Here is an 18,697-nt window from a genome sequence, read left to right as displayed (position 1 = left end):
CCTGGTAGTTCACGTGTGTTCTTTCAGAATATTTTGCAGGTAACTAGCCACTGCATCCGGCTGTTCCACCATTGCCAAATGGCCACAATCGGGAAGCTGAAGGACATTCTCGCCGCAACCTTGGAACATCCAGTGAAAGCTAGCCAAATGCAGCACGTATTTTGGTTCCATAATTTTGTCTTTAGTACCGGCAATAAAATAAACAGGCTGCTTGAGTTGAGACACAATTTGTGGCAACAGGTGAATCTCCGCTTCTGTGGTCGAGTCCAATAAAGCCCCCAAAGCTGCCTCTGGATGAGCTCCCACGAAATCTATTAAGCGCTGGCGTCCCCAGGATCTGCCGATCGGGCGGGCTACAGAATCGCGGGCAAACAGGTAATCTGCTAACGGCAAGCGAGGCAGCCAGCCGGGACGCATTGTTACTAGCTGCTTGCCGACCGCTCGAAACCGCTCGAATTCTTCCTTAAGATAGATGCCACCTCCTGCATTGATGCAGACCACGCCTTTAACGCGATCGGACAATTTGCTGGCTCCCCATAGAGCGATCGTACCACCCAGAGAGTGTCCCACCAGCCAAGCAGAAGATATATCGAGTTTTTCGAGTAAAAGTTCCAAATCGCGAGCGTAAGCTGCGGGAGTGTAGCAGGAATTTAGCGGTTCGGAACATGGGCGATCGTCGCCTGCGTCCGATTGAGAATCGCCAAACCCCCGTAAATCATAGGTAAGGCACTGATAGTTTGATGCCAAGCGATCGGTCAAAGGTTGCCAGTAGTGACGGCTTAACAGCCAGCCGTGGACAAATACCAGAACCGGGGAAGTTGCAGTCGGAGCCGTCAAATCGTAAGCGTGCCGAACCCCTAGGATGTCGATTGTTGCCATACTTTTATCCTACCCGCTCCATAAGACCTATGTAAACCTATGTATAGCCTTTCTCAGAAAGAGAGAGTAAGCCGAAATCCTGTGTTCTCAAGCTTTTTAAGTTGAATTGTTTACCTCATCTACCCAAGAAGCGCTATAAGTAAGTCCAGAAGACTCAACTTTATCGATTTAGCGCTTACTTCCTGCTGCAACGCGCGGTCTTAAGTTGACGCTACAAGTTTTTGTCCATTTCACTGGCAATCTTGCCATAGCTTGCCCTTTTATCTGACCGCCCTAGAATAAATATTCCTTCTCTCCCAGGGTTCTATGTTTTTTGCAGTATGCAAATTTCTGTCTGCTGTATGATACTCGCAAGGATGACATACATCAGCGCGATTTTTTAAGCGCATTTTGTAGCAAAAATTTCCCCAGTTTTAGCCGATTTGGAAATCGTAAACCCTCGGTATCTCAGTATCAATTTAGATCGCAAATATTTGGGTAGTCTAGTCAAAAATTAAATTCGTAGCTGCCACATTCAACTATTGAACAAGCAAAATTGTGATCATTCAACAATGCTTTAATCTATTAACTATATAGCTAAATAGCCGTACTTCTACCTAGTTAGGAGCGAGGTAATACGTAATTTTATTCTGGAGTAATTTTTTGCGGCTACTTGCGATTTTTGCGTGTATTTCCGCGAGCTGATTTTACAAACTAAAAAAGTCAGGGCTATAGCAATCCTCGCATCATTTTTGAATTTCTTACTGGCTACCTGCGGGTTCGGGGAGGGTTGGGGTGGGGTAAAAAATTTACGACTCCTGCAAGGATAGCTATATTGCTTGTTAAACTCCCCTATTTATGTGGCACGTCTTTTCTATTAGGGCGGTTATTTTATAGAGCAAGTACGCCATCAAACTTAAAAAGCTTAACAACATCGTTTCTGCGTCTCCCATATTTATGAGAACCGCTATCTAGACTCGTTTGTACGAACAATGTTGCCGATCTTTTTACCCTATCTCACTGGAAAACTTCTGCAAACTAATGTCTACTTATAGAAATCTAGTTATTTAGGGATCGGCCGCTTGCCCTAAAATCGCTCGCCCAGCAATCTTTGTCGCACCCCCTCAGCGATTTTCTGCCCCAAATACTCGGGAATTAAACTTTCATTGGGCCCCAACAAGTAGAGAATTAGGCGAGTTCGCCCCCGCCAAACCAGCAAATTAGCATTTACGACCAACAAATCCTCTTGCCAGATGGCATACATAACTTTGTAAAAAAGTCCAGGTTGATTATCTGCTTCAATCAGTAAAGCTGGCAAGTGGAAAACTGGATCGACGTAGAATTCAGTTGCCACATCTTCCAAACCCGCGTCTAAATTAAATTCCACCGCCAACATCTCTTCCACCTCAAAATGTCCCGCCAATGCCTCTCGAACGGCTCTACAGACGTTTTCTGCTGTTTTATCTGCCAATACCTTGCCACCGCGAGATACGACCAATTTGATAAATACCAGCATGGGCGGGTAAATTTGACCGTACAGACTCAGACTGTGAATTGTCAGTCCGTAGGCCGCGAGCACTCCAAAAATATCGCTCAGTAGAAAAGACTGGTTCCGGTAAGCAAAATGCAGGGCACTTTTGTTACCTTCGGCTCGGATTTCGATGACTGCTTGCCGAGTTTTGTAAAGCTGGTAAGCTAATTTGAGGTTTTGCAACTGGATTTCGCTGCTGACAAATTGCTCATAAAACTGCGGAAACGCTCGGTTAAAGCGCTTGAGGAGTTCTAGTGTAGATGGTTTTAAACCCGAAGCCATAATTGAGGAGAAGGTGCGGGAGATATACGAGGTATTGACTCTTCCATGCCTTATGGCAATGGGATTTTCGATTCGACGATTCGACTTAAATTGTGCCCGTCTCCTCACTAAAAGCAAAAGTCAAATCTGTCTGAGAACTTATCACGAGAATGTCACCGTTGCGCCATTCCAGTGGTATTTCCCACCAAGGGTATAAGTTCCGGCGCGATCGGCGGCACTCAAAAGAAGCATTTCCCAAAATGCCTCAGTCCTGGTTCGGCAACAAATTTTACCTTAAAAGCGGGTTGTCCGGGCACTGGCTAGCAGAACAGTTCTACCAAACTTGACAGAATCAAAAAAGCGCAGACTCAATGTTGGACGACAAATCCCTGTTTTCGGCGTAAGATGAGTGTACCGTAAACTGTTCCTCAAGAGGCTACCGGCAATTGATCCTACGCCGATCGGAGTGGGTTTATCTGTCGGGTTCTCTTTCTCGTCGTCCAACTTCTACTACCTTAACCGCGCCTGCATGGGTTTTTGGAAAAACTTATTTAGTAGTTCTGAGTCTGCCTCTGTACCCCAAACAGCGGATTTTGAGGAAGATGTGGCTGTTGGGTTAGGCGATCCGCTTTCCCCAACGTTTCGCAAACCCGCCAGCGGCAACGCTCGCATCTTTTTCAGTTGCGATCGGGACATTGACCTCTACGAACTCGAAGAACTTTGTAATGCAGTGGGTTGGTCCCGCCGTCCCCTGCGTAAAGTCAAAAAAGCTATTCAGCACAGCTTCCTAGTCGTCTCTATGTGGGAGATGCGGGGCAGCCAGCGACGGCTGGTGGGTTTCGCCAGAGCGACTTCAGACCATGCTTTTAATGCCACGCTTTGGGATGTGGTAGTTCATCCCGACTACCAGGGCAAAGGCATGGGCAAGGCGCTGATGAAATACATCATTAAAAAACTCCGCAGTGAAGATATCAGCAACATTACCTTATTTGCTGACCCTCAAGTGGTGGACTTTTACCGAAATTTGGGCTTTATGTCCGATCCAGAGGGGATTAAAGGTATGTTTTGGTATCCAGATTAGCAAGCGAGGTGCAGGTCGGCGTTGATTTGTTGAGGATATACAATACATATTGACGCTGACAACACTGAATGCACCTGTGCGCTGCGGTCATTTACGCTGGGATGTATCTCGGCATCAGGGCCGTTATGAAGCTGGGCAAGTATTGTCAGTCGATTTGAGATTTGAGACGGCGGCGTGAGACTTCGGCGAGCGCTCAGACGATCGGCGCTCAGTCGAGGGGTCAAGTCCCCGTCAGTCGAGTTGCCCTCAGTCAAAGAAACTATTTGAGATTTGAGATTTATTCCACAGATGAATCTGGGAGCTTGAACTAGGTTCTAAAATTGTGAGCAGCTCACGATAGGAGTCAGGGGCTGGTATCGGTTTTTCGGTGGGGTCAAACCGCACAACCTGAAAAAACTTCGCCTTAGCTGCATCGAGAGCTAAATATTTAATAAAGCTTGACAAGCAAGCGGTTTTGTGTGTTAATGGTTAGAGGTTAGCTAACTATAACACCGGGATGTAGCGCAGCTTGGTAGCGCGCCTGCTTTGGGAGCAGGATGTCGCAGGTTCAAATCCTGTCATCCCGATCGCACAATGTTAAATAATATATTGAAACATAACTGTCTCTGATGTTTACATTTCGTCAAATGAAAACAAATGGAGGCAGTTTTTGCTGATCGTGTTAAGTCGCCAGTCTTTGCGTTAATGTGTTTCAGGATCGCTCCTGATGGAAAAAACATGAAATCATTAGTTCGTTTGGGCGCAATATTGGGAATAGTCGGCAGCACTCTGCTGGGCCCCTCCCCAATTGGCAAGATGTCTGCACTGGCACTGCCGGAGCCGCAAATTTTAGAAAAATTGCGATCGGTGCCAGTATTTACGATTACAGACGCTCAGGGTGCGCCCCTGATCGCTTCTGTTCCCAAGCAGGGTCAGGGTCAAACTGGTAATGCTTCCGTGGCGGGAATTTTCATCAGCCAGAAAGATGCTCAAGCTTTTGTCGATCAACTGAAAACCAAAAATCCTCAGTTGGCGGCCTCGGTGCGCGTGATGCCAGTCTCCCTAGGCGAAATTTATCAGATCACTCAAGCAAATAAAGGCAAGCCGGAGGAAGTGCAGTTTGCTTTTGTTCCGGCTCCGCAGCAGGTGCAGTCGGCTAAAACTGTACTTCAGCAGACTGGTCAACAAGTTAACGAGTTCAACGGTGTACCTCTGTTTTTGGCCAGAGGCGGTGCGGAAAATGGTTATTTGACGATTCAGCGGGGCCAGCAAGAGGTGATTCCCTTGTTTTTTAACAAGGAGGATTTACAGGGAATGGTCGATCGTTTTAAGCAGCAGCAGCCGAACGTGACCGCCACAATTAAGATTGAGGTGGTGAACTTGGAGAGCGTTTTGGAAGCTTTGCGTACTGAGAACGACCCGTTTTTGACCCAAATGATTTTGATTCCGTCGCGGGAGTCGCTGGAATTTGTGCGATCGCTCCAACCTGCGGGTGGGGGCCAAAATCCACAGGTGGCTCCGGCTCCAGCTCGGCCGGCTCCTGCCTCTCCGGCTCCAGCTCGACCGGCTCGCTAATAGTTAGCCAGCAGTCATCAGTCATTAGTCATCAGTTATCAGTCATTGATTAGTAGGTTGGGTTTCTCGACTCAACCTACTATTTATGGATTAGAAATTAGCAATTAACAATTAGCAATTAGCAATTAGCAATTATTACCAAAGTCTTATGTTAGTTTCTGGTTTAGAGCTTTGGCAGTGGGTGAATCAAGCTAAAACAGAGGCGATTACCTATGACATTCCCCTAGCAGAAATCGACTGGCTGCTGCAAGAGCTGGCTGGTTTAGATAGGTTGGCTCTGCGTTTGGAGTCGTTTAAAGATTTGCCAAAAATTGAATTAAAGTTGTCTTTATCTGAACTTGCTCAATTGTGGCAGCGGCGCTTACAGGAACGGGTGCCGGTGCAGTATTTAACGGGAGTTGCACATTGGCGGCATTTTTCGCTCAAAGTAACGCCGGCGGTGCTAATTCCGCGTCCTGAAACGGAATTGCTGATCGATTTGGCTGTAGAAGCGGTTAAAAGCCGTTTAGAAGCAGAAAATATCAATCAAAAATCTACCCCCCCCAACTTAGTAAGGGGGGGAGAAGATTTAAACTTCTCCGAGGTTCGGGGCGGAGAATTTGCCAAATCGCATTGGGTGGATTTGGGGACGGGCAGCGGGGCGATCGCGATCGGCTTGGCTTCTGCGTTGACAAATGCTAGGGTTTATGCGGTAGATTGCAGTTCAGAAGCTTTGGCAGTTGCTCGACTAAATGCTGAGAATTTGGGTTTTTCATCGCGAATTAATTTTTATCAAGGTTTGTGGTGGGAACCGTTAGCATTTCTCAAAGGTCAAGTCAGCGGCATGGTGTCTAACCCCCCTTACATCCCCAGCAGCACGGTGCTGACTCTGCAACCGGAAGTTTTGAAGCACGAACCTCATCTGGCCTTAGACGGCGGTTTTGACGGGTTAGAGTGCATCCGGCATTTAGTAGAAACGGCTCCCGATTATTTAGAAGCCGGGGGAGTTTGGCTGGTTGAGATGATGGCTGGACAAGCTGAGGCGGTAGCTGATATGCTGCAAAGTCACGGGAGTTACCGTGAAGTTCAGATATTTTCTGATTTAGCAGGAATCGATCGGTTTGCTTTAGCCTATCGGCGGTAGGGAGCAAGGCTCGCAAAGAGAGAATTTTTCGACTCTGTATACTTGCTTGATTTTGAGAGATTATAGTTGGGGTAAAAACTGCGATCGCACTCAGCACCCAAGAGGTATCACTGTGAAGTTGGAATACCAGTTTACTTTCAAAGAATATTTAGAAGCTAGTAGAATTTTCCCGAAATTAGGTCCTCTCGATACAGTCAAGTTGTGGAGTCTTCCTATCGTTCTTGTGGGGTGGGGAATTGTCAATATTATCGCTGGCCAACATCCCCTATGGGGTTATTTCATTTTAGGTTTTGGCATCTGCTACCTCCCTATTGTGAACTTCCTAGAGTGGTGCAATATCAGCTCCTTCAATCGGTTTTTCTTTTGGTATATGCTTTTCTTTCCGACGATAAAATTTGGCATCGAACCGGGAATTTCAGTGGGACCTTTTTTGTTAATAGCGGCAATTTTACAACTTCTTCATTGGCTATTTCAATTTTTAGGACTCCTGTTACTCTCTCGGTGGAGACAGAGAACTAATATTTGGCACGAACTTATTACTCTAACAATGACTGAATCTGGGCTGGAGTTAGAAACTGGAAAGGTTAGCCTCATACTCAAATGGCTATTTTACTCGCACTGGTTAGAGACAAAAAGTTTGTTCGTTATCTATCTTGAGGAGTCTTCCAATCTACCGCATTTTTTTCCAAAAAAATCATTTAATCTAGATCAGCTTCAAGCCTTTAGAGAATTGCTATACAGCAATATTCCGCCAGTTCCTCACGTTGTTGATAGGAAAACAAGGAATTTTGAGTTTCAACTGAATTTTAACGATCTCATAGAAGCTACTGAGGGGGATAGAAAACACACCTCAAAATCTATTGATAGAAAATTTGTAAAATCGGAATTACTAATAGGAGTATGCTTTTGTTTAATGGCAATAATATTGAAAGAAATTAACTTATTAGTGCTGGGTATTTTGGGGATATCGATGCTAGTTTTATTATGTATTTTATTCTCTAAATTTATTGTGAAGCCCGGTGGCATAAAGATAAAGATGCCGATGAGCGTCATGCAGATGAACTGGGGGGAACCTACAAGTGTGGAAGTGATAGGAAACCGGCTGGCAATTAAAACTCCTAATTGGGAAGGAAAATTTAAATGGGAAGCTTTTAAAATATTTATTGAAACCCGAAATTTATTATTAATTTATCCTGTACCGTCCCTCTATCCTGTGTCAAAAAGCTCGCACTTTATACTTCCCAAGCGTGCATTTAGCGGTGAAGAGGAATTGTCGGTTTTCAAAAAATTGCTGCACAACAATATCGGGAAAAGCAGCTACAATATTTTAAATAAAAGGCAGAAGTAATTCTTAAATCTAAAATTAAAAATCCGATGGCGCAAGTTTCGATCGACTCCTTGATTCAAGGGGCAATTTCAGGAGATTATATTGTCAGCTTTCCCACTGATACCGTACCCGCTTTGGCTGCCAGGCCCGATCGCTCGGAGTTGATTTTTGCAGCTAAACGTCGCAGTCAAGACAAACCGCTGATTTTGATGGCAGCATCAGCAGAGGCTTTGTGGCCTTACGTGCAGGGAAGTCCAGCAGAGTTAAAATTGTGGCAGCAAGTAGCGGCATCCTATTGGCCGGGGGCCTTAACTTTGGTGCTGCCGGCTTCGCCAAAAGTCCCGGCGGCGATGAATCCCATCGACCCGACTACAATCGGAATACGAGTGCCTAACCTTCCCCTTGCCCTAAAGATTCTAGAGCAGACAGGCCCTTTGGCTACTACCAGTGCCAATTTATCCGGCCAGCCGCCTCTGGAGTCGGTGCCAGAAATTGAGGCTCAGTTTCCCGAAGTCTTGACATTAGTTCATTCTGAATTAGCAACAGCGACAACAGCTTCGAGTTTGCCTTCGACTGTGGCTAAATGGACGGGCAGCGAGTGGGAAATATTGCGACAAGGCGCGATCGAGTTAGAATGCTAAAAGCTAAACTCCAAGGCAAAGCAATATGGCGCCGATCGGCTGGAGCGACTTTATATATTTAGGTATGGGACTGGGGCTGGGTTTGGGAAGCAGTTTGATTTGGCGCCTGCGCCAAAAAAGCTCGCAACAGCCAGAACCTGCGCCCAAAGTAGCCCCACCTCCTCAAGAAATTCACTTAGAGAAGTTTGATGCCCTTTCTGACCAACTTAAGCAAACTCAATTGGCTTATCAGATGGCATCGGAGATGAGCCAATTTAAGGCGGGTTTTTTGGCTCGAACTTCTCACGAGTTGCGATCGCCCCTGAGCACTATGATTGGTACGCTGCAATTAATTCTCTCGGATTTGTGCGACGATCCTGCTGAGGAACGAGAGTTTGTCGAGCAAGCTCACGCCGCGGCGCTCAAGCTGGTGAAATTAATAGATGAAATTATCTCTGTTGCTAAAACTGAACACGGCACTGAAAGGATGGATATTGAGCCGATTCAGTTAGCTAAGGTTTTTGACGAGGTTGATGATTTAACTTACTTGCAAGCTGCTAATCGCGGCATTCGTTTGGAGATATTGCCGCCCGATCCGGGGATTTATGTATTGGCAGATTTGCCGAGGTTTAGGCAAGTTTTAGTAAATTTGGTAGATACTGCTGTTGCTCAGATGGAGGAGGGGAGTATTTCTGTGTCTGCCCATGCTTCACCGGAATCTGGGTACGTTCACATTTGGGTGGACGATCAGCGTTCAGTGAGTGCTTGGAGCGAGTCTTGGGATTTGCTGAAGCACGATTTGGAGTGTGATGTTACCAAGAGCAGTGATAATTCTCAGGTGTCTTCTGGAATGAGGTTATTGATGAATCAGACTCTTTTAAGTTTGATGAGCGGAAAGTTGGAGGTTCTGGCTGTGCCTTCTGAGTCCGAAGAGTGCAATTTTAACCGGACTCAGTGTTCTATTCCTTTGGCAACTTTGTGATGAAGAAAGTTCGGCCACGAGCAATCTACGGGATATAACGGAGGTCGGGAAGAGGGCAAGGGATTTAACAGATTTAACGGAGGTGGGGAAGAGGTTCGAGGGAAGATGAAAGAAGGAAATTATTTATAGGGAGTAAGGTGCGCCCTTACGCACCCTACATATTATAGATTTTGATGCCAATCGGGTGATTATTTAACAATTAGCTGTTAGCAATTCGCCGTTGCTAATTTCTAATTCGAGATTCTCTTCTAGAAACTGATTTTCAAGTACCATGGTGGTGCTAGCGTTTTGCTGAAAACCGATGCGCTCGTAGAAGCTTTGTTTGTAAGTTGTCATCAGGTAAACTCGCTCTACTCGGCACATCCGAGGGTGACTCAAGACGGTTTGCACTAATTTACGGCCGAGTCCTGCACCTTGGTAATCCGGGTGAATGGCGACATCCCAGATGGTAGCTCGATAGATCCCATCTGAGGTGGCTCTGGCAAAGCCGATCGCCCGTGAGCCGTCCCAAACTGTAACAACGGGTTCGCTGTTGGCGATCGCAATTTCCCAATCTTCTATCTTGCGTTCCCTCGCCCAAAAGGCGGCGGCTTTAAATAGTTCTTGGATCTGTACGATGTCTGCGCGATCGCGACCTATACAAAATTGAATGTGACTGGAATCCCTAGTCGTTGATGTCATGCTCAATCTGCCTTCAAGTTGTATCTAAACTGTGTTACTTTTACTGTTTTACAGGAGTGAAAGTTGATTTTGCTTGGGAACGATCAATGGTTGAATTCCCCATTTACAAAACTATGTTTATTCATCCATATTTTCTAACTAATTTCCGTGATTATTAATACTTTTTGGGGTAAATTTTGTAAAAAAGTCTTTGAGTCAAAATTCCCAACTTATAACTCATACCATTTGAGATTTGAGCTTTGAGATTTTAGATGGGAATGACTGATTTTTTAGGGGTTTGGAGTGTGTCTACACAGAAACCGGGTTTTTTCATAGCAATACTTAGTTACAGCCCACTGAGACGATAAAAACCCGGTCTCGATGCGTCGTTTATCGGTAAGTGTAAACGATAGTTTGGGTCTTGCCTAATTGCTCAAAAATTATCTATCGACAGAGGTATTGACTCCACGAAAACACCAGAAAATTGGGCTGTGGAGTCAATTCTTTAATCTCTAATCTCAAAGGCAGTGAATCAGTTTTGCAGCCAGCGGGCGGCGTCTTTAGCGTGATAAGTCAAAATCAAATCAGTACCAGCACGCTTGAATCCTGTCAAAGTTTCCATCACTACTCTTTCTTCATCTATCCAACCGTTGAGGGCCGCGGCTTTCACCATCGCATATTCTCCAGAAACGTTGTAAGCAGCAACTGGCAGGTTAGTTGCTTCCTTCACGCGCCAGATGATATCCATATAAGCTAAAGCGGGTTTAACCATGAGCATATCTGCGCCTTCGGCAATGTCGAGAGCAATTTCTTTGAGAGCTTCGCGACCGTTTCCGGGGTCCATTTGATAGGTGCGCCGATCGCCAAATTGCGGAGCAGAATCTGCAGCATCCCGGAACGGGCCATAATAAGCTGAGGCGTATTTTGCCGCGTAAGACATGATGGGAATATCTTCAAATCCAGCACTGTCCAATCCTTCGCGAATTGCTCCGACAAAACCGTCCATCATTCCCGAAGGTGCGATAATATCTGCACCAGCTTTAGCTTGAGCTACTGCGGTTTTCTTGAGCAATTCTAGTGTGGGATCGTTCAAGACGCGGCCGCTTAAATCTCCGACTTCCAAATAGCCGCAGTGACCGTGACTGGTATATTCGCAGAGACAAGTATCGACCATGACGATTAAATCTGGTACGGCTTTTTTAACTGCTTCCGTCGCTTGTTGGACGATGCCGCAGTCGTGCCAAGCACCTGTAGCATCTGTGTCTTTATCTGCGGGAATGCCGAATAAAATAATAGCGGGAATTCCGAGGTCGTAGACTTCTTTGGCTTCTTCTACTATTTTGTCTACCGATAGCTGGTAAACTCCCGGCATTGATGTGACTTCTTTAGCAAAAGCTTCCCCCGGTACGGCAAATAAGGGGTAAATTAAATCGCTGGTTGTCAAGATATTTTCCCGTACCATCCGGCGGAGTTGGGGATGGTTGCGGAGGCGGCGGGGGCGGTGAGTTGGAAACATTATGTTTGTTTACGGTAGATTAAGTCCTGCTTTATAGGACTGGCGGCGTTTATTTAAAAGTCTAAAGCTTCTTGTTGGCCGATCGCCCTGTACTTAAGTAAAGTTCTGTAAAAGCCAGGAGGTCGATTGTTTGTAGTAACTGAGATGTTGCACCATTGTCAATAACCATTTTATGGGCGGGCTAGAAGATCCCAACCCGTACTCCCCACAGGAAATTCAGTCTTTGACAGAACAGGCCCGAAAGCAGGCTCTTGAGAATGGTGCAAGAATGAATTAGTAAGGAATGCAAGTTCTTTACAGCTTTTCTCGTTTGCAAACTCAGGCCTAACTGTGGTTGGATCGGTTGGTACGGATATCTCGCTGGCTTCATACCTATAACCAGGCTGCCCAGAAGCGAGGATAGACTGTAAATTATAAATGTATCGAATAGTAACGGTCTTATGTACAAGCAACTAATTTCAAAGATCAAACCGCTTTTGAAATCACTATTTGCGATCGGTCTGGTACTGACGCTAGCCCTCGGTAACGCTGATGGAGCTCTGGCTGCCCGCAGCGGAGGACGCATCGGCGGCGGATCTTTTAGTGCTCCAGCGCGCAGTTACTCATCCCCGAGTCGCACTTACGCGCCGTCGGGAGGAGGCTACTACCCGGGCGGTGGCTTTGGCGGTGGCTTCGGTTTCCCGTTCTTGCTGCCGTTTTTTGGCTTTGGGGGCGGGTTTGGCGGCCTGTTCTCGATTTTGATTTTTATCTCGATTGCTAATTTCCTCGTCCAAAGCTTCCGCCGCGCCGGGGGTGGAACTGACGAACTCGGCAACAGCGCCCCTACTACCACTGTATCTGTCGCCCGCTTGCAAGTCGGTTTGCTAGCAGAGGCCCGCGGTTTGCAAGCCGAACTCGACTCTCTAGCGCTAAAAGCGGATACCGATACCGCAGCAGGTCGTGCTCAAGTGCTGCAAGAATCTACCCTGGCGCTGCTGCGGCATCCTGAATACTGGGCTTACGCGGGCGCTGAATCTGTGCAAACTCGCTTGGAAGCAGCCGAAGCTAAGTTTAATCAATTTTCTTTGGCAGAACGCAGCAAATTTACTGAAGAAACGCTCTCGAATTATAACAACCAGCTCCGACAAGCAGGGAGCAGCAAGATCCTGCCTGGTTTGCAGGAAAATGGTGCGCTGGTTGCTTCTGATTTGAATTCTGATCCCGGGGAATATATTGTGGTGACGGTGATTGTCGGTACTCAAGGTAAATTGCAATTGCCAGCCGTGAAAAATTCTGAAGATTTGCGCCAAGCTTTGCGCCAGATTGGGGGAGTATCGAGCGAGCAGTTGCTGGCAATTGAGGTGCTGTGGACTCCTCAAGCCAACGGGGACACTCTGACTGCTGACGATATGTTGGCGGGCTATCCTGATTTGCGATCGATTTAGTGAGCAAGACTGGGCGCGGAGCATTGTCTGCCGCGCCCCATCCCGTACCAAAGCTGTGTGGACGAACCCGATGGCTTTGGAGACGGCATTTGGCGGGATGTTGGGGAGGTCGATCGAGTTAAAGAAGATTGTTTAACAAATGCTAGTATTTAGAGATTATGATTCAGCGTGATTCATCTGCTATGGGCAAAGCCTACCTCATAGGGGTTTTGCGAAGAAGTTAGGCAGGGTAAAAAAACTGTATTGAGCGAGGACTGCTTCGGAAGAAGTTGCGATCGCGTGCCATCTAAATTTTATATGAAAGAAGAAGCGATCGAGAGCGAAAACTTATGGCCGACAGCAGCAGAAAAAAAGCACTTTTTATTTTGAGCCAGTTAAATAATGACGATATCAACTGGATCGTCCAAAAAGGCAAAAAGGAAGTTCTCGATCCGGGCGGGATTTTGATCCATGAAGGGAGACAGATAGATGCGCTCTACATTGTTTTGAAGGGGAGTTTGAGCGTTTTGATCGAGGCTGAACGCACTAGAGAACTAGCTAAAATAGCCAGTGGAGAACTTGTGGGAGAAGTCTCTTTCATTGATGCTCGCCCTCCTTTGGCAACGGTGAAGGCAATCGAAGAAACTCACTTGCTGGCAATTCCCCGCCGACAGTTAGTAATCAAACTTCAACAGGATATGGGCTTTGCTTCCCGGTTTTATTATGGAATTTCACTGTGTCTGGCAGACAGGATGCGCGGTACGATCAGACATATAGAATACGGTCGCAATATTGAATTAGATCAACCAGAATTTGAACGAGAGGATATCAATCCTAACGTCCTGGAAAATTTGGCGCTAGCTGAGGCTAAGTTTAATTGGCTGAGGGAAAATGTTAAAGCTTGAGGAATTTTAAGGCGTTTTTGAGCAGGCTGTGAAAACTTGCCGATTGATATGGTAATTGAGAGATGTATGATGTAACCTCTCAACTCAAAAAACCGATATGCAAAACAAAATAGGGGCGGGCTGTACCGGAAATATCGATCGATAACTGCCGGAACTATAAAAACCCGCCCCTTGGGTTTGCAGTTGCAATTTCGCGCGCTGAAACGCAACTAACTACCAACCACACAATCTAGATAATGCCCGGCCCTTTGCCACGGGTGTCTGCATCCGTTGTCAGTTTTCCTTCCTCGCCTTTTTTATCTTTAACTTCTGCTAGAATTTGAGCGCGTTCTGCGGCTTCAGCTTCTTCTTTTGCTCTTAAATCGCCCGGTTCGTTAATGTACATTTCCGGTTCGATCGCGTAATTGTTAACCAGACCTTCTTTGTCTACTGTATAACCGTCTGTGGTGTGAATGCTTTCGTCATCGGTTTGGTCATCAGTTTTTGCACTTTTCTGCTTCCCTTCGTTGGTGGTGTGCATGAAATTAGCGCCTTCCCGTTCTTGCCGTGCTGCTGTCTCCGCAGGAGTAATGCCCCTGTCGTAGTGGGGGGCTTCCATATTGGCTTCGATTTGTTCGTCGGCCGGTGTTGATTTGCTAACTTCTTCTTTGGGGGGTATTGGTTGACGATTAGTCATGATTTATTCCTGAGTTATATTTTCAAAAAGGTCTTTGCGCTATGTTTAAATATTAGGCCAAAGCTAGCTCATTCACAAACTATCTTTGGTTATAGTTTGCGAAAAATTGCTGTGAGGGAAAATACCTTGATGGACTCTTCCTGAAGACTGATAAAATTCGGTTTTTATTTAAATTTTTACTGTCTGCGACTATTTGGCATCTATCTAAAGATAGGGAAGTGGCAATTGCAGGTTGAGGATTGGGAATTGTACTAATGACTAATGATAGAATTTTACGGTAGGTCCGTTCTCAAGCTCGATAGCCATCAGTCATTCCCAATTATTCAATCCTTTAATCTAAAATCGTCGGACTTTACGATTCTTTAAAGAAGCGGATGATTTCGCGGACGTGGTTGAGAAATTGTCCGTCATCGGTGAGTTGGGCGATCGCACTTTCTGCATCTCTTCTGAGTTTAGTGTGTTCTGCCTGATTTGTCGCTTGCAAAGATTGTAGAGATGCGGATACCGTAGTTAATTCTCTTCTGATAGCTTCCCGTTCCCGATTTTGGACAGCCACCCACGAATTCGGATTGTCTGAACTTAATTGATTGGTCAAATCTCTAACTGTAGATTCTAACCCTGCAAAGCGGCTGCGGAGTTCGACAATATCTTCGCGGGGGTACAAAAATTGGCTGCGGATACTTGTCAGCCGTTGGGCTAAATACTGATAACCTCGGATAGCTGGACGCAGTACAGTTAACAGCAGTGCAGCACCGGAACTGAGATAGCCAATAGCACTAATTCCGGCGGCCGCTAGGGCGTAAAGTGCGATCGCGCTAAACAGGTGAAGTGCGATCGCCACAAAGAGCGATCGGCTAACTAATACAGTAACGTATTGGAGTTGTTCCCGATCGACAGCAATGTTTTTTTTAGTCGATTCTGCGGCTTGCGCTAAAACTTCTTTTGCTTCAAAATGAATATTCCAGGGAACTGTAACTATCAGCAACAGCCATTCAAAAATAGCAATGGCAATTACCCAATCAATAAAACTGCCGGCAGGGACGTGCAGCCATTGGAGAATGGCAAAAACTAGCAGCAAAAATATGCCTGTGACGGCACCAAAACCTGCGAAAGTGTAATACATAGCGATGCCTTGGTGGAATGTTGTTTTGATTTTGGGTAGCTTGTTTCGGTATGGAGGAATAAGCTGTGACAGTTAAGTCATCGTCCTATTAATCCCGGTTCCTTAGTTATGAGTAATAGTGCGGCTCAAAGGTTGCTACAAGCCGGGCTTTGGTCCACAAATACTTGCTCTACCTGAATCGTGGAATGTTATTTTGATTGTGGGTAGCTTTTTTAGGTGTGGAGGAATAAGCTGTGACAGTTAAGTAATCGTCCTATTAAACTCAGTTTGTTAGTGAATAGTAATACTCTGAGGCCTCAGGATTTCTAGACTCCTGGTTTGTTTCAGGAAAATAAATCGGCTTTAACCCATAAATAAGGCTTAAAGGAAACGGTTTGTTTTTTGGGAGTGCGTAAGTCCTCAATAATTAGTCATTCGGGATTAAGTAGAGCGACACGAAAAAACTTAAAAATGTAACAAAATGTAAACGAATCACAACCTCTGGGATTGCTTCATTCCACTGGCAATGACATACTTATGTTTTTCGCAGTTTGTCTAGTTCGCGATCGGGATGAAGTCACTTTCTCGCCAACTCATACTATTTGAGATTTATTTGAGATGTGAAATGGGCAATAGCTCATTATGTATGGGTTTGCAGCTTGTGTACCGTTCCATTAATCTTTTGAAATCGTATCACTAACGGCGTTACACGGTGCTAGAAAAGCAGGAATCTCAAAACGCTCCCCTCTTCCCTTTTTCTTTTCCAGAGCTGCTAAATCACCTGTAGCTGAGATAAACTGATTTGGAAGTAGATCGCGCGTTTTGCAAGTTGCCTCTGTGTAACCGAGACACTGCTACTGCAACCTGTCATCAGCCACAGTAAAATAGGTGCCAAAATTAACTCTACAGTCTCCGATTTCCATTAACAGCGCATCTATAATCTAAAATCAAAAGTCAGCAGCAAGGACAAACCGATGGCGAACTCAACTCTTGGCTTAGAAAATCAACTTTACGATTATCTGTTATCTATTTCTCTGCGAGAACCCGATATTCTCGCTTCACTACGGGAAGAAACTGCTAAACATCCTATGGCCCAGATGCAGATTGCTCCCGAACAAGGTCAGTTTATGGAGCTCGTGGTGCAGCTTATGGGAGCGACAAAAACCTTAGAAATTGGCGTTTTTACTGGTTATAGCTCGCTGTGCGTAGCTTTGGCGCTGCCTTCAAACGGTCAGATTATTGCCTGCGATGTCAGCGAGGAATATACTGCGATCGCACGACGGTATTGGGAAGCTGCGGGCGTTGCTAATAAGATTTCTTTGCAGTTGGGTCCCGCAATAAATACTCTCGACAAACTAATAGCCGAGGGACAAGCTGGAACCTTTGATTTTGCCTTCATCGACGCTGATAAAGAAAATTATGAGGCTTATTTTGAGCGATCGCTCCAACTTGTACGCAATGGCGGTTTAATTGTTATTGACAATGTTCTGTGGTCTGGACGAGTTGCTGACCCTCAAATACAAGACGAAAGCACCACCGCCCTTCGTACTTTTAACGACAAATTGCGTAACGATCCCAGAGTTACTCTCAGTGTTGTCCCCATTGCTGACGGACTGACTTTGGCATTGAAACGCCGTTGGGCTACCATGATGGAACCGGAACAGTATAATTAAAGAGTTATTTGCGGTTTGTGGTGAATTTCTAAGGACTCATACAAAAGCTATGAAGAAACCCAATTTCTGAGTCAAGCTTCTGGGATAAAACAGATAATTTTTTTTCATAAACCCCGTTTATGCGTCCATGATAGTTTTTAATTGCTGCAAACCGCGAAGAAATAACAATTTAAGAATATTATATATAAACAACGTAATTAATTGATTTGAGGCGTAACTTCGGGTGTCTAATTTACAACTAAAATTACCAATTCACGAAACTTTTCAGTGTACTGTTCAAGGCGAAGGTTACTGGACGGGGACTTTAGTTGATTTTATCAGATTGGCCGGTTGCCCTGTGCGGTGTCCTTGGTGCGACACGGGTTACGCAAATGGGGGCAAAGATTTGCCGTCTGTGCCGCAGTCGATCGCACAATTGCTCGCTCAATTGCAGTCTCCGAGGGTTGTCATTACTGGCGGCGAACCTTTCATTCACCGCGATTTGCCTGAGTTAGTTGAAGCTTTGCTAGAAGCTGACAAGCAGGTGAGTATTGAAACTTCGGGTGCTTGCTGGCAGGATGTTTCCCCGCAGGCTTGGATTACTCTTTCTCCGAAGGAACACGTCAATCCTAAATATCCGGTGCAAGAGCTTTTTTGGACTATAGCAAATGAAATTAAGTTAGTGATTAGCACGGGTGAAGAAGTTGAATTTTATCAGAAGTTTTTGGAAAAAAATGTGAATATTCCGGTTTTCTTGCAACCAGAATGGAACTCAAAAAAATCAGCAATTCCGATTATATTAGAATTGCTGAGACAAAATCCTAGTTACAGGCTATCTTTGCAAACTCACAAGTTTATTGGCGTGCAATAATTTGATGATTTAGCCAGAGATATTCGTCAGGGCGGTGCAGAATGGGTAGTGCATCGCCGCCTTACAATCTGTGCAAATAGGTGCTATAATTAAAGCAGCAATTTATGATAATTGGAACGTAATGGAAACAACTACGGAAACTCCAATGGGAAAAGTTATCACAACCTTAGTAATTACGAATAGGATCGATGAAGCTAAAGCAGAAGATGGTCTGATCCCAATCGAGCAAGTGAGGTCTGTTACTCTAGAAAATGTTTTGGTGGATACGGGCGCGACAACTTTGTGTTTGCCTAAAGATGTCATCGCCAGACTGGGTTTAAAAATCCTCAAACAGGTGGTTGTGGAAACAGCCACGGGCATTAGTGAGGCGAGGATTTTTCAAGATGCCAAGATTTCTCTGTGCGGGCGCGAAGGGACTTTTGAGTGTTTGGAATTGCCAGAGGGGAAAACGCCACTTTTAGGCGTGATTCCGATGGAAGCGCTGGGAATTGAAGTGGATTTGAAGCATCAAAGTTTGAAGGTTTTGCCCGACGGGCCGACGGAAACTTATTTGACAATTCTTTGATATTCTTGAG

General features: G+C 45.5%; 17 protein-coding genes and 1 tRNA gene. 12 read left to right on the top strand and 6 right to left on the bottom strand.

Annotated features, from left to right (window positions below):
• Positions 1 to 9 precede the first annotated feature (9 nt).
• Entirely contained in the window at positions 10 to 879 is an 870-nt protein-coding gene (locus QUA23_RS25720) for an alpha/beta hydrolase (RefSeq protein WP_333078642.1), read from the bottom strand.
• A 1,066-nt stretch (positions 880 to 1,945) separates the two neighbouring features.
• Positions 1,946 to 2,671 carry a hypothetical protein gene (locus QUA23_RS25715; RefSeq protein ID WP_006631881.1) on the bottom strand — a complete coding sequence of 242 codons (726 nt, stop codon included), beginning with the start codon at positions 2,669 to 2,671 and terminating at the stop codon, positions 1,946 to 1,948.
• Positions 2,672 to 3,179: 508 nt separating this feature from the next.
• Here QUA23_RS25715 and QUA23_RS25710 point away from each other — a divergent pair.
• From QUA23_RS25710 to QUA23_RS25680, 7 genes are all read left to right on the top strand, one after another.
• Positions 3,180 to 3,731 (top strand): GNAT family N-acetyltransferase, encoded by a 552-nt coding sequence (locus QUA23_RS25710; RefSeq protein ID WP_172187348.1) that lies wholly within the window; start codon positions 3,180 to 3,182, stop codon positions 3,729 to 3,731.
• A gap of 492 nt (positions 3,732 to 4,223) precedes the next feature.
• Positions 4,224 to 4,297, top strand: a tRNA-Pro gene (locus tag QUA23_RS25705).
• Positions 4,298 to 4,448: 151 nt separating this feature from the next.
• Positions 4,449 to 5,285, top strand: coding sequence for a Tic22 family protein (locus QUA23_RS25700; RefSeq protein WP_333078643.1), 837 nt, complete (start codon positions 4,449 to 4,451; stop codon positions 5,283 to 5,285).
• A 148-nt stretch (positions 5,286 to 5,433) separates the two neighbouring features.
• A complete protein-coding gene (gene prmC, locus QUA23_RS25695) occupies positions 5,434 to 6,408 on the top strand; it encodes a peptide chain release factor N(5)-glutamine methyltransferase (RefSeq protein WP_333078644.1) in 975 nt (324 codons plus the stop codon).
• Between the two features lie 112 nt (positions 6,409 to 6,520).
• Positions 6,521 to 7,756 carry a YcxB family protein gene (locus QUA23_RS25690; protein WP_333078645.1) on the top strand — a complete coding sequence of 412 codons (1,236 nt, stop codon included), beginning with the start codon at positions 6,521 to 6,523 and terminating at the stop codon, positions 7,754 to 7,756.
• Between the two features lie 26 nt (positions 7,757 to 7,782).
• Positions 7,783 to 8,376: an L-threonylcarbamoyladenylate synthase gene (locus tag QUA23_RS25685; RefSeq protein WP_333078646.1), complete on the top strand. Its 594-nt coding sequence runs from the start codon at positions 7,783 to 7,785 to the stop codon at positions 8,374 to 8,376.
• A 25-nt stretch (positions 8,377 to 8,401) separates the two neighbouring features.
• Entirely contained in the window at positions 8,402 to 9,337 is a 936-nt protein-coding gene (locus QUA23_RS25680; protein WP_333078647.1) for a HAMP domain-containing sensor histidine kinase, read from the top strand.
• Positions 9,338 to 9,529: 192 nt separating this feature from the next.
• Here the strand turns inward: QUA23_RS25680 and QUA23_RS25675 are convergent, their stop codons facing one another.
• Positions 9,530 to 10,018, bottom strand: a complete 489-nt coding sequence (locus tag QUA23_RS25675) for a GNAT family N-acetyltransferase (protein ID WP_333068625.1) — start codon at positions 10,016 to 10,018, stop codon at positions 9,530 to 9,532.
• Between the two features lie 511 nt (positions 10,019 to 10,529).
• Complete coding sequence (gene hemB / locus QUA23_RS25670; RefSeq protein WP_333068624.1) at positions 10,530 to 11,513, bottom strand: porphobilinogen synthase; 984 nt, start codon at positions 11,511 to 11,513, stop codon at positions 10,530 to 10,532.
• A gap of 440 nt (positions 11,514 to 11,953) precedes the next feature.
• Here hemB and QUA23_RS25665 point away from each other — a divergent pair, with 440 nt between their 5' ends.
• Positions 11,954 to 12,937, top strand: coding sequence for a DUF1517 domain-containing protein (locus QUA23_RS25665; protein ID WP_333068623.1), 984 nt, complete (start codon positions 11,954 to 11,956; stop codon positions 12,935 to 12,937).
• 329 nt (positions 12,938 to 13,266) lie between these two features.
• Positions 13,267 to 13,821, top strand: coding sequence for a cyclic nucleotide-binding domain-containing protein (locus QUA23_RS25660; RefSeq protein WP_333078648.1), 555 nt, complete (start codon positions 13,267 to 13,269; stop codon positions 13,819 to 13,821).
• A gap of 229 nt (positions 13,822 to 14,050) precedes the next feature.
• Here the strand turns inward: QUA23_RS25660 and QUA23_RS25655 are convergent, their stop codons facing one another.
• Together QUA23_RS25655 and QUA23_RS25650 are read right to left on the bottom strand one after the other, a co-directional pair.
• Complete coding sequence (locus QUA23_RS25655) at positions 14,051 to 14,497, bottom strand: hypothetical protein (protein ID WP_333078649.1); 447 nt, start codon at positions 14,495 to 14,497, stop codon at positions 14,051 to 14,053.
• A gap of 352 nt (positions 14,498 to 14,849) precedes the next feature.
• Positions 14,850 to 15,620, bottom strand: a complete 771-nt coding sequence (locus QUA23_RS25650; protein WP_333078650.1) for a hypothetical protein — start codon at positions 15,618 to 15,620, stop codon at positions 14,850 to 14,852.
• A gap of 953 nt (positions 15,621 to 16,573) precedes the next feature.
• On the opposite strand from QUA23_RS25650, the gene QUA23_RS25645 reads away from it, so the two are divergent.
• The 3 genes from QUA23_RS25645 (at position 16,574) to QUA23_RS25635 (ending at position 18,687) form a co-directional block, all read left to right on the top strand.
• On the top strand, positions 16,574 to 17,272 hold the full coding sequence (locus tag QUA23_RS25645) for a class I SAM-dependent methyltransferase (RefSeq protein WP_333078651.1): 699 nt from the start codon (positions 16,574 to 16,576) through the stop codon (positions 17,270 to 17,272).
• A gap of 223 nt (positions 17,273 to 17,495) precedes the next feature.
• A complete protein-coding gene (locus QUA23_RS25640; protein ID WP_333078652.1) occupies positions 17,496 to 18,122 on the top strand; it encodes a 7-carboxy-7-deazaguanine synthase QueE in 627 nt (208 codons plus the stop codon).
• A 121-nt stretch (positions 18,123 to 18,243) separates the two neighbouring features.
• The gene (locus QUA23_RS25635; protein ID WP_333078653.1) at positions 18,244 to 18,687 is read left to right on the top strand and encodes a retroviral-like aspartic protease family protein; all 444 of its coding nucleotides are present in this window, start codon (positions 18,244 to 18,246) and stop codon (positions 18,685 to 18,687) included.
• Positions 18,688 to 18,697 lie beyond the last annotated feature (10 nt).

Source organism: Microcoleus sp. Pol1C5 (assembly GCF_036701115.1).
Taxonomy (GTDB): domain Bacteria; phylum Cyanobacteriota; class Cyanobacteriia; order Cyanobacteriales; family Microcoleaceae; genus Microcoleus.
The sequence above is the reverse complement of the archived record's forward strand: the minus strand, read 5'-3'. Positions and strand labels throughout refer to the sequence as shown.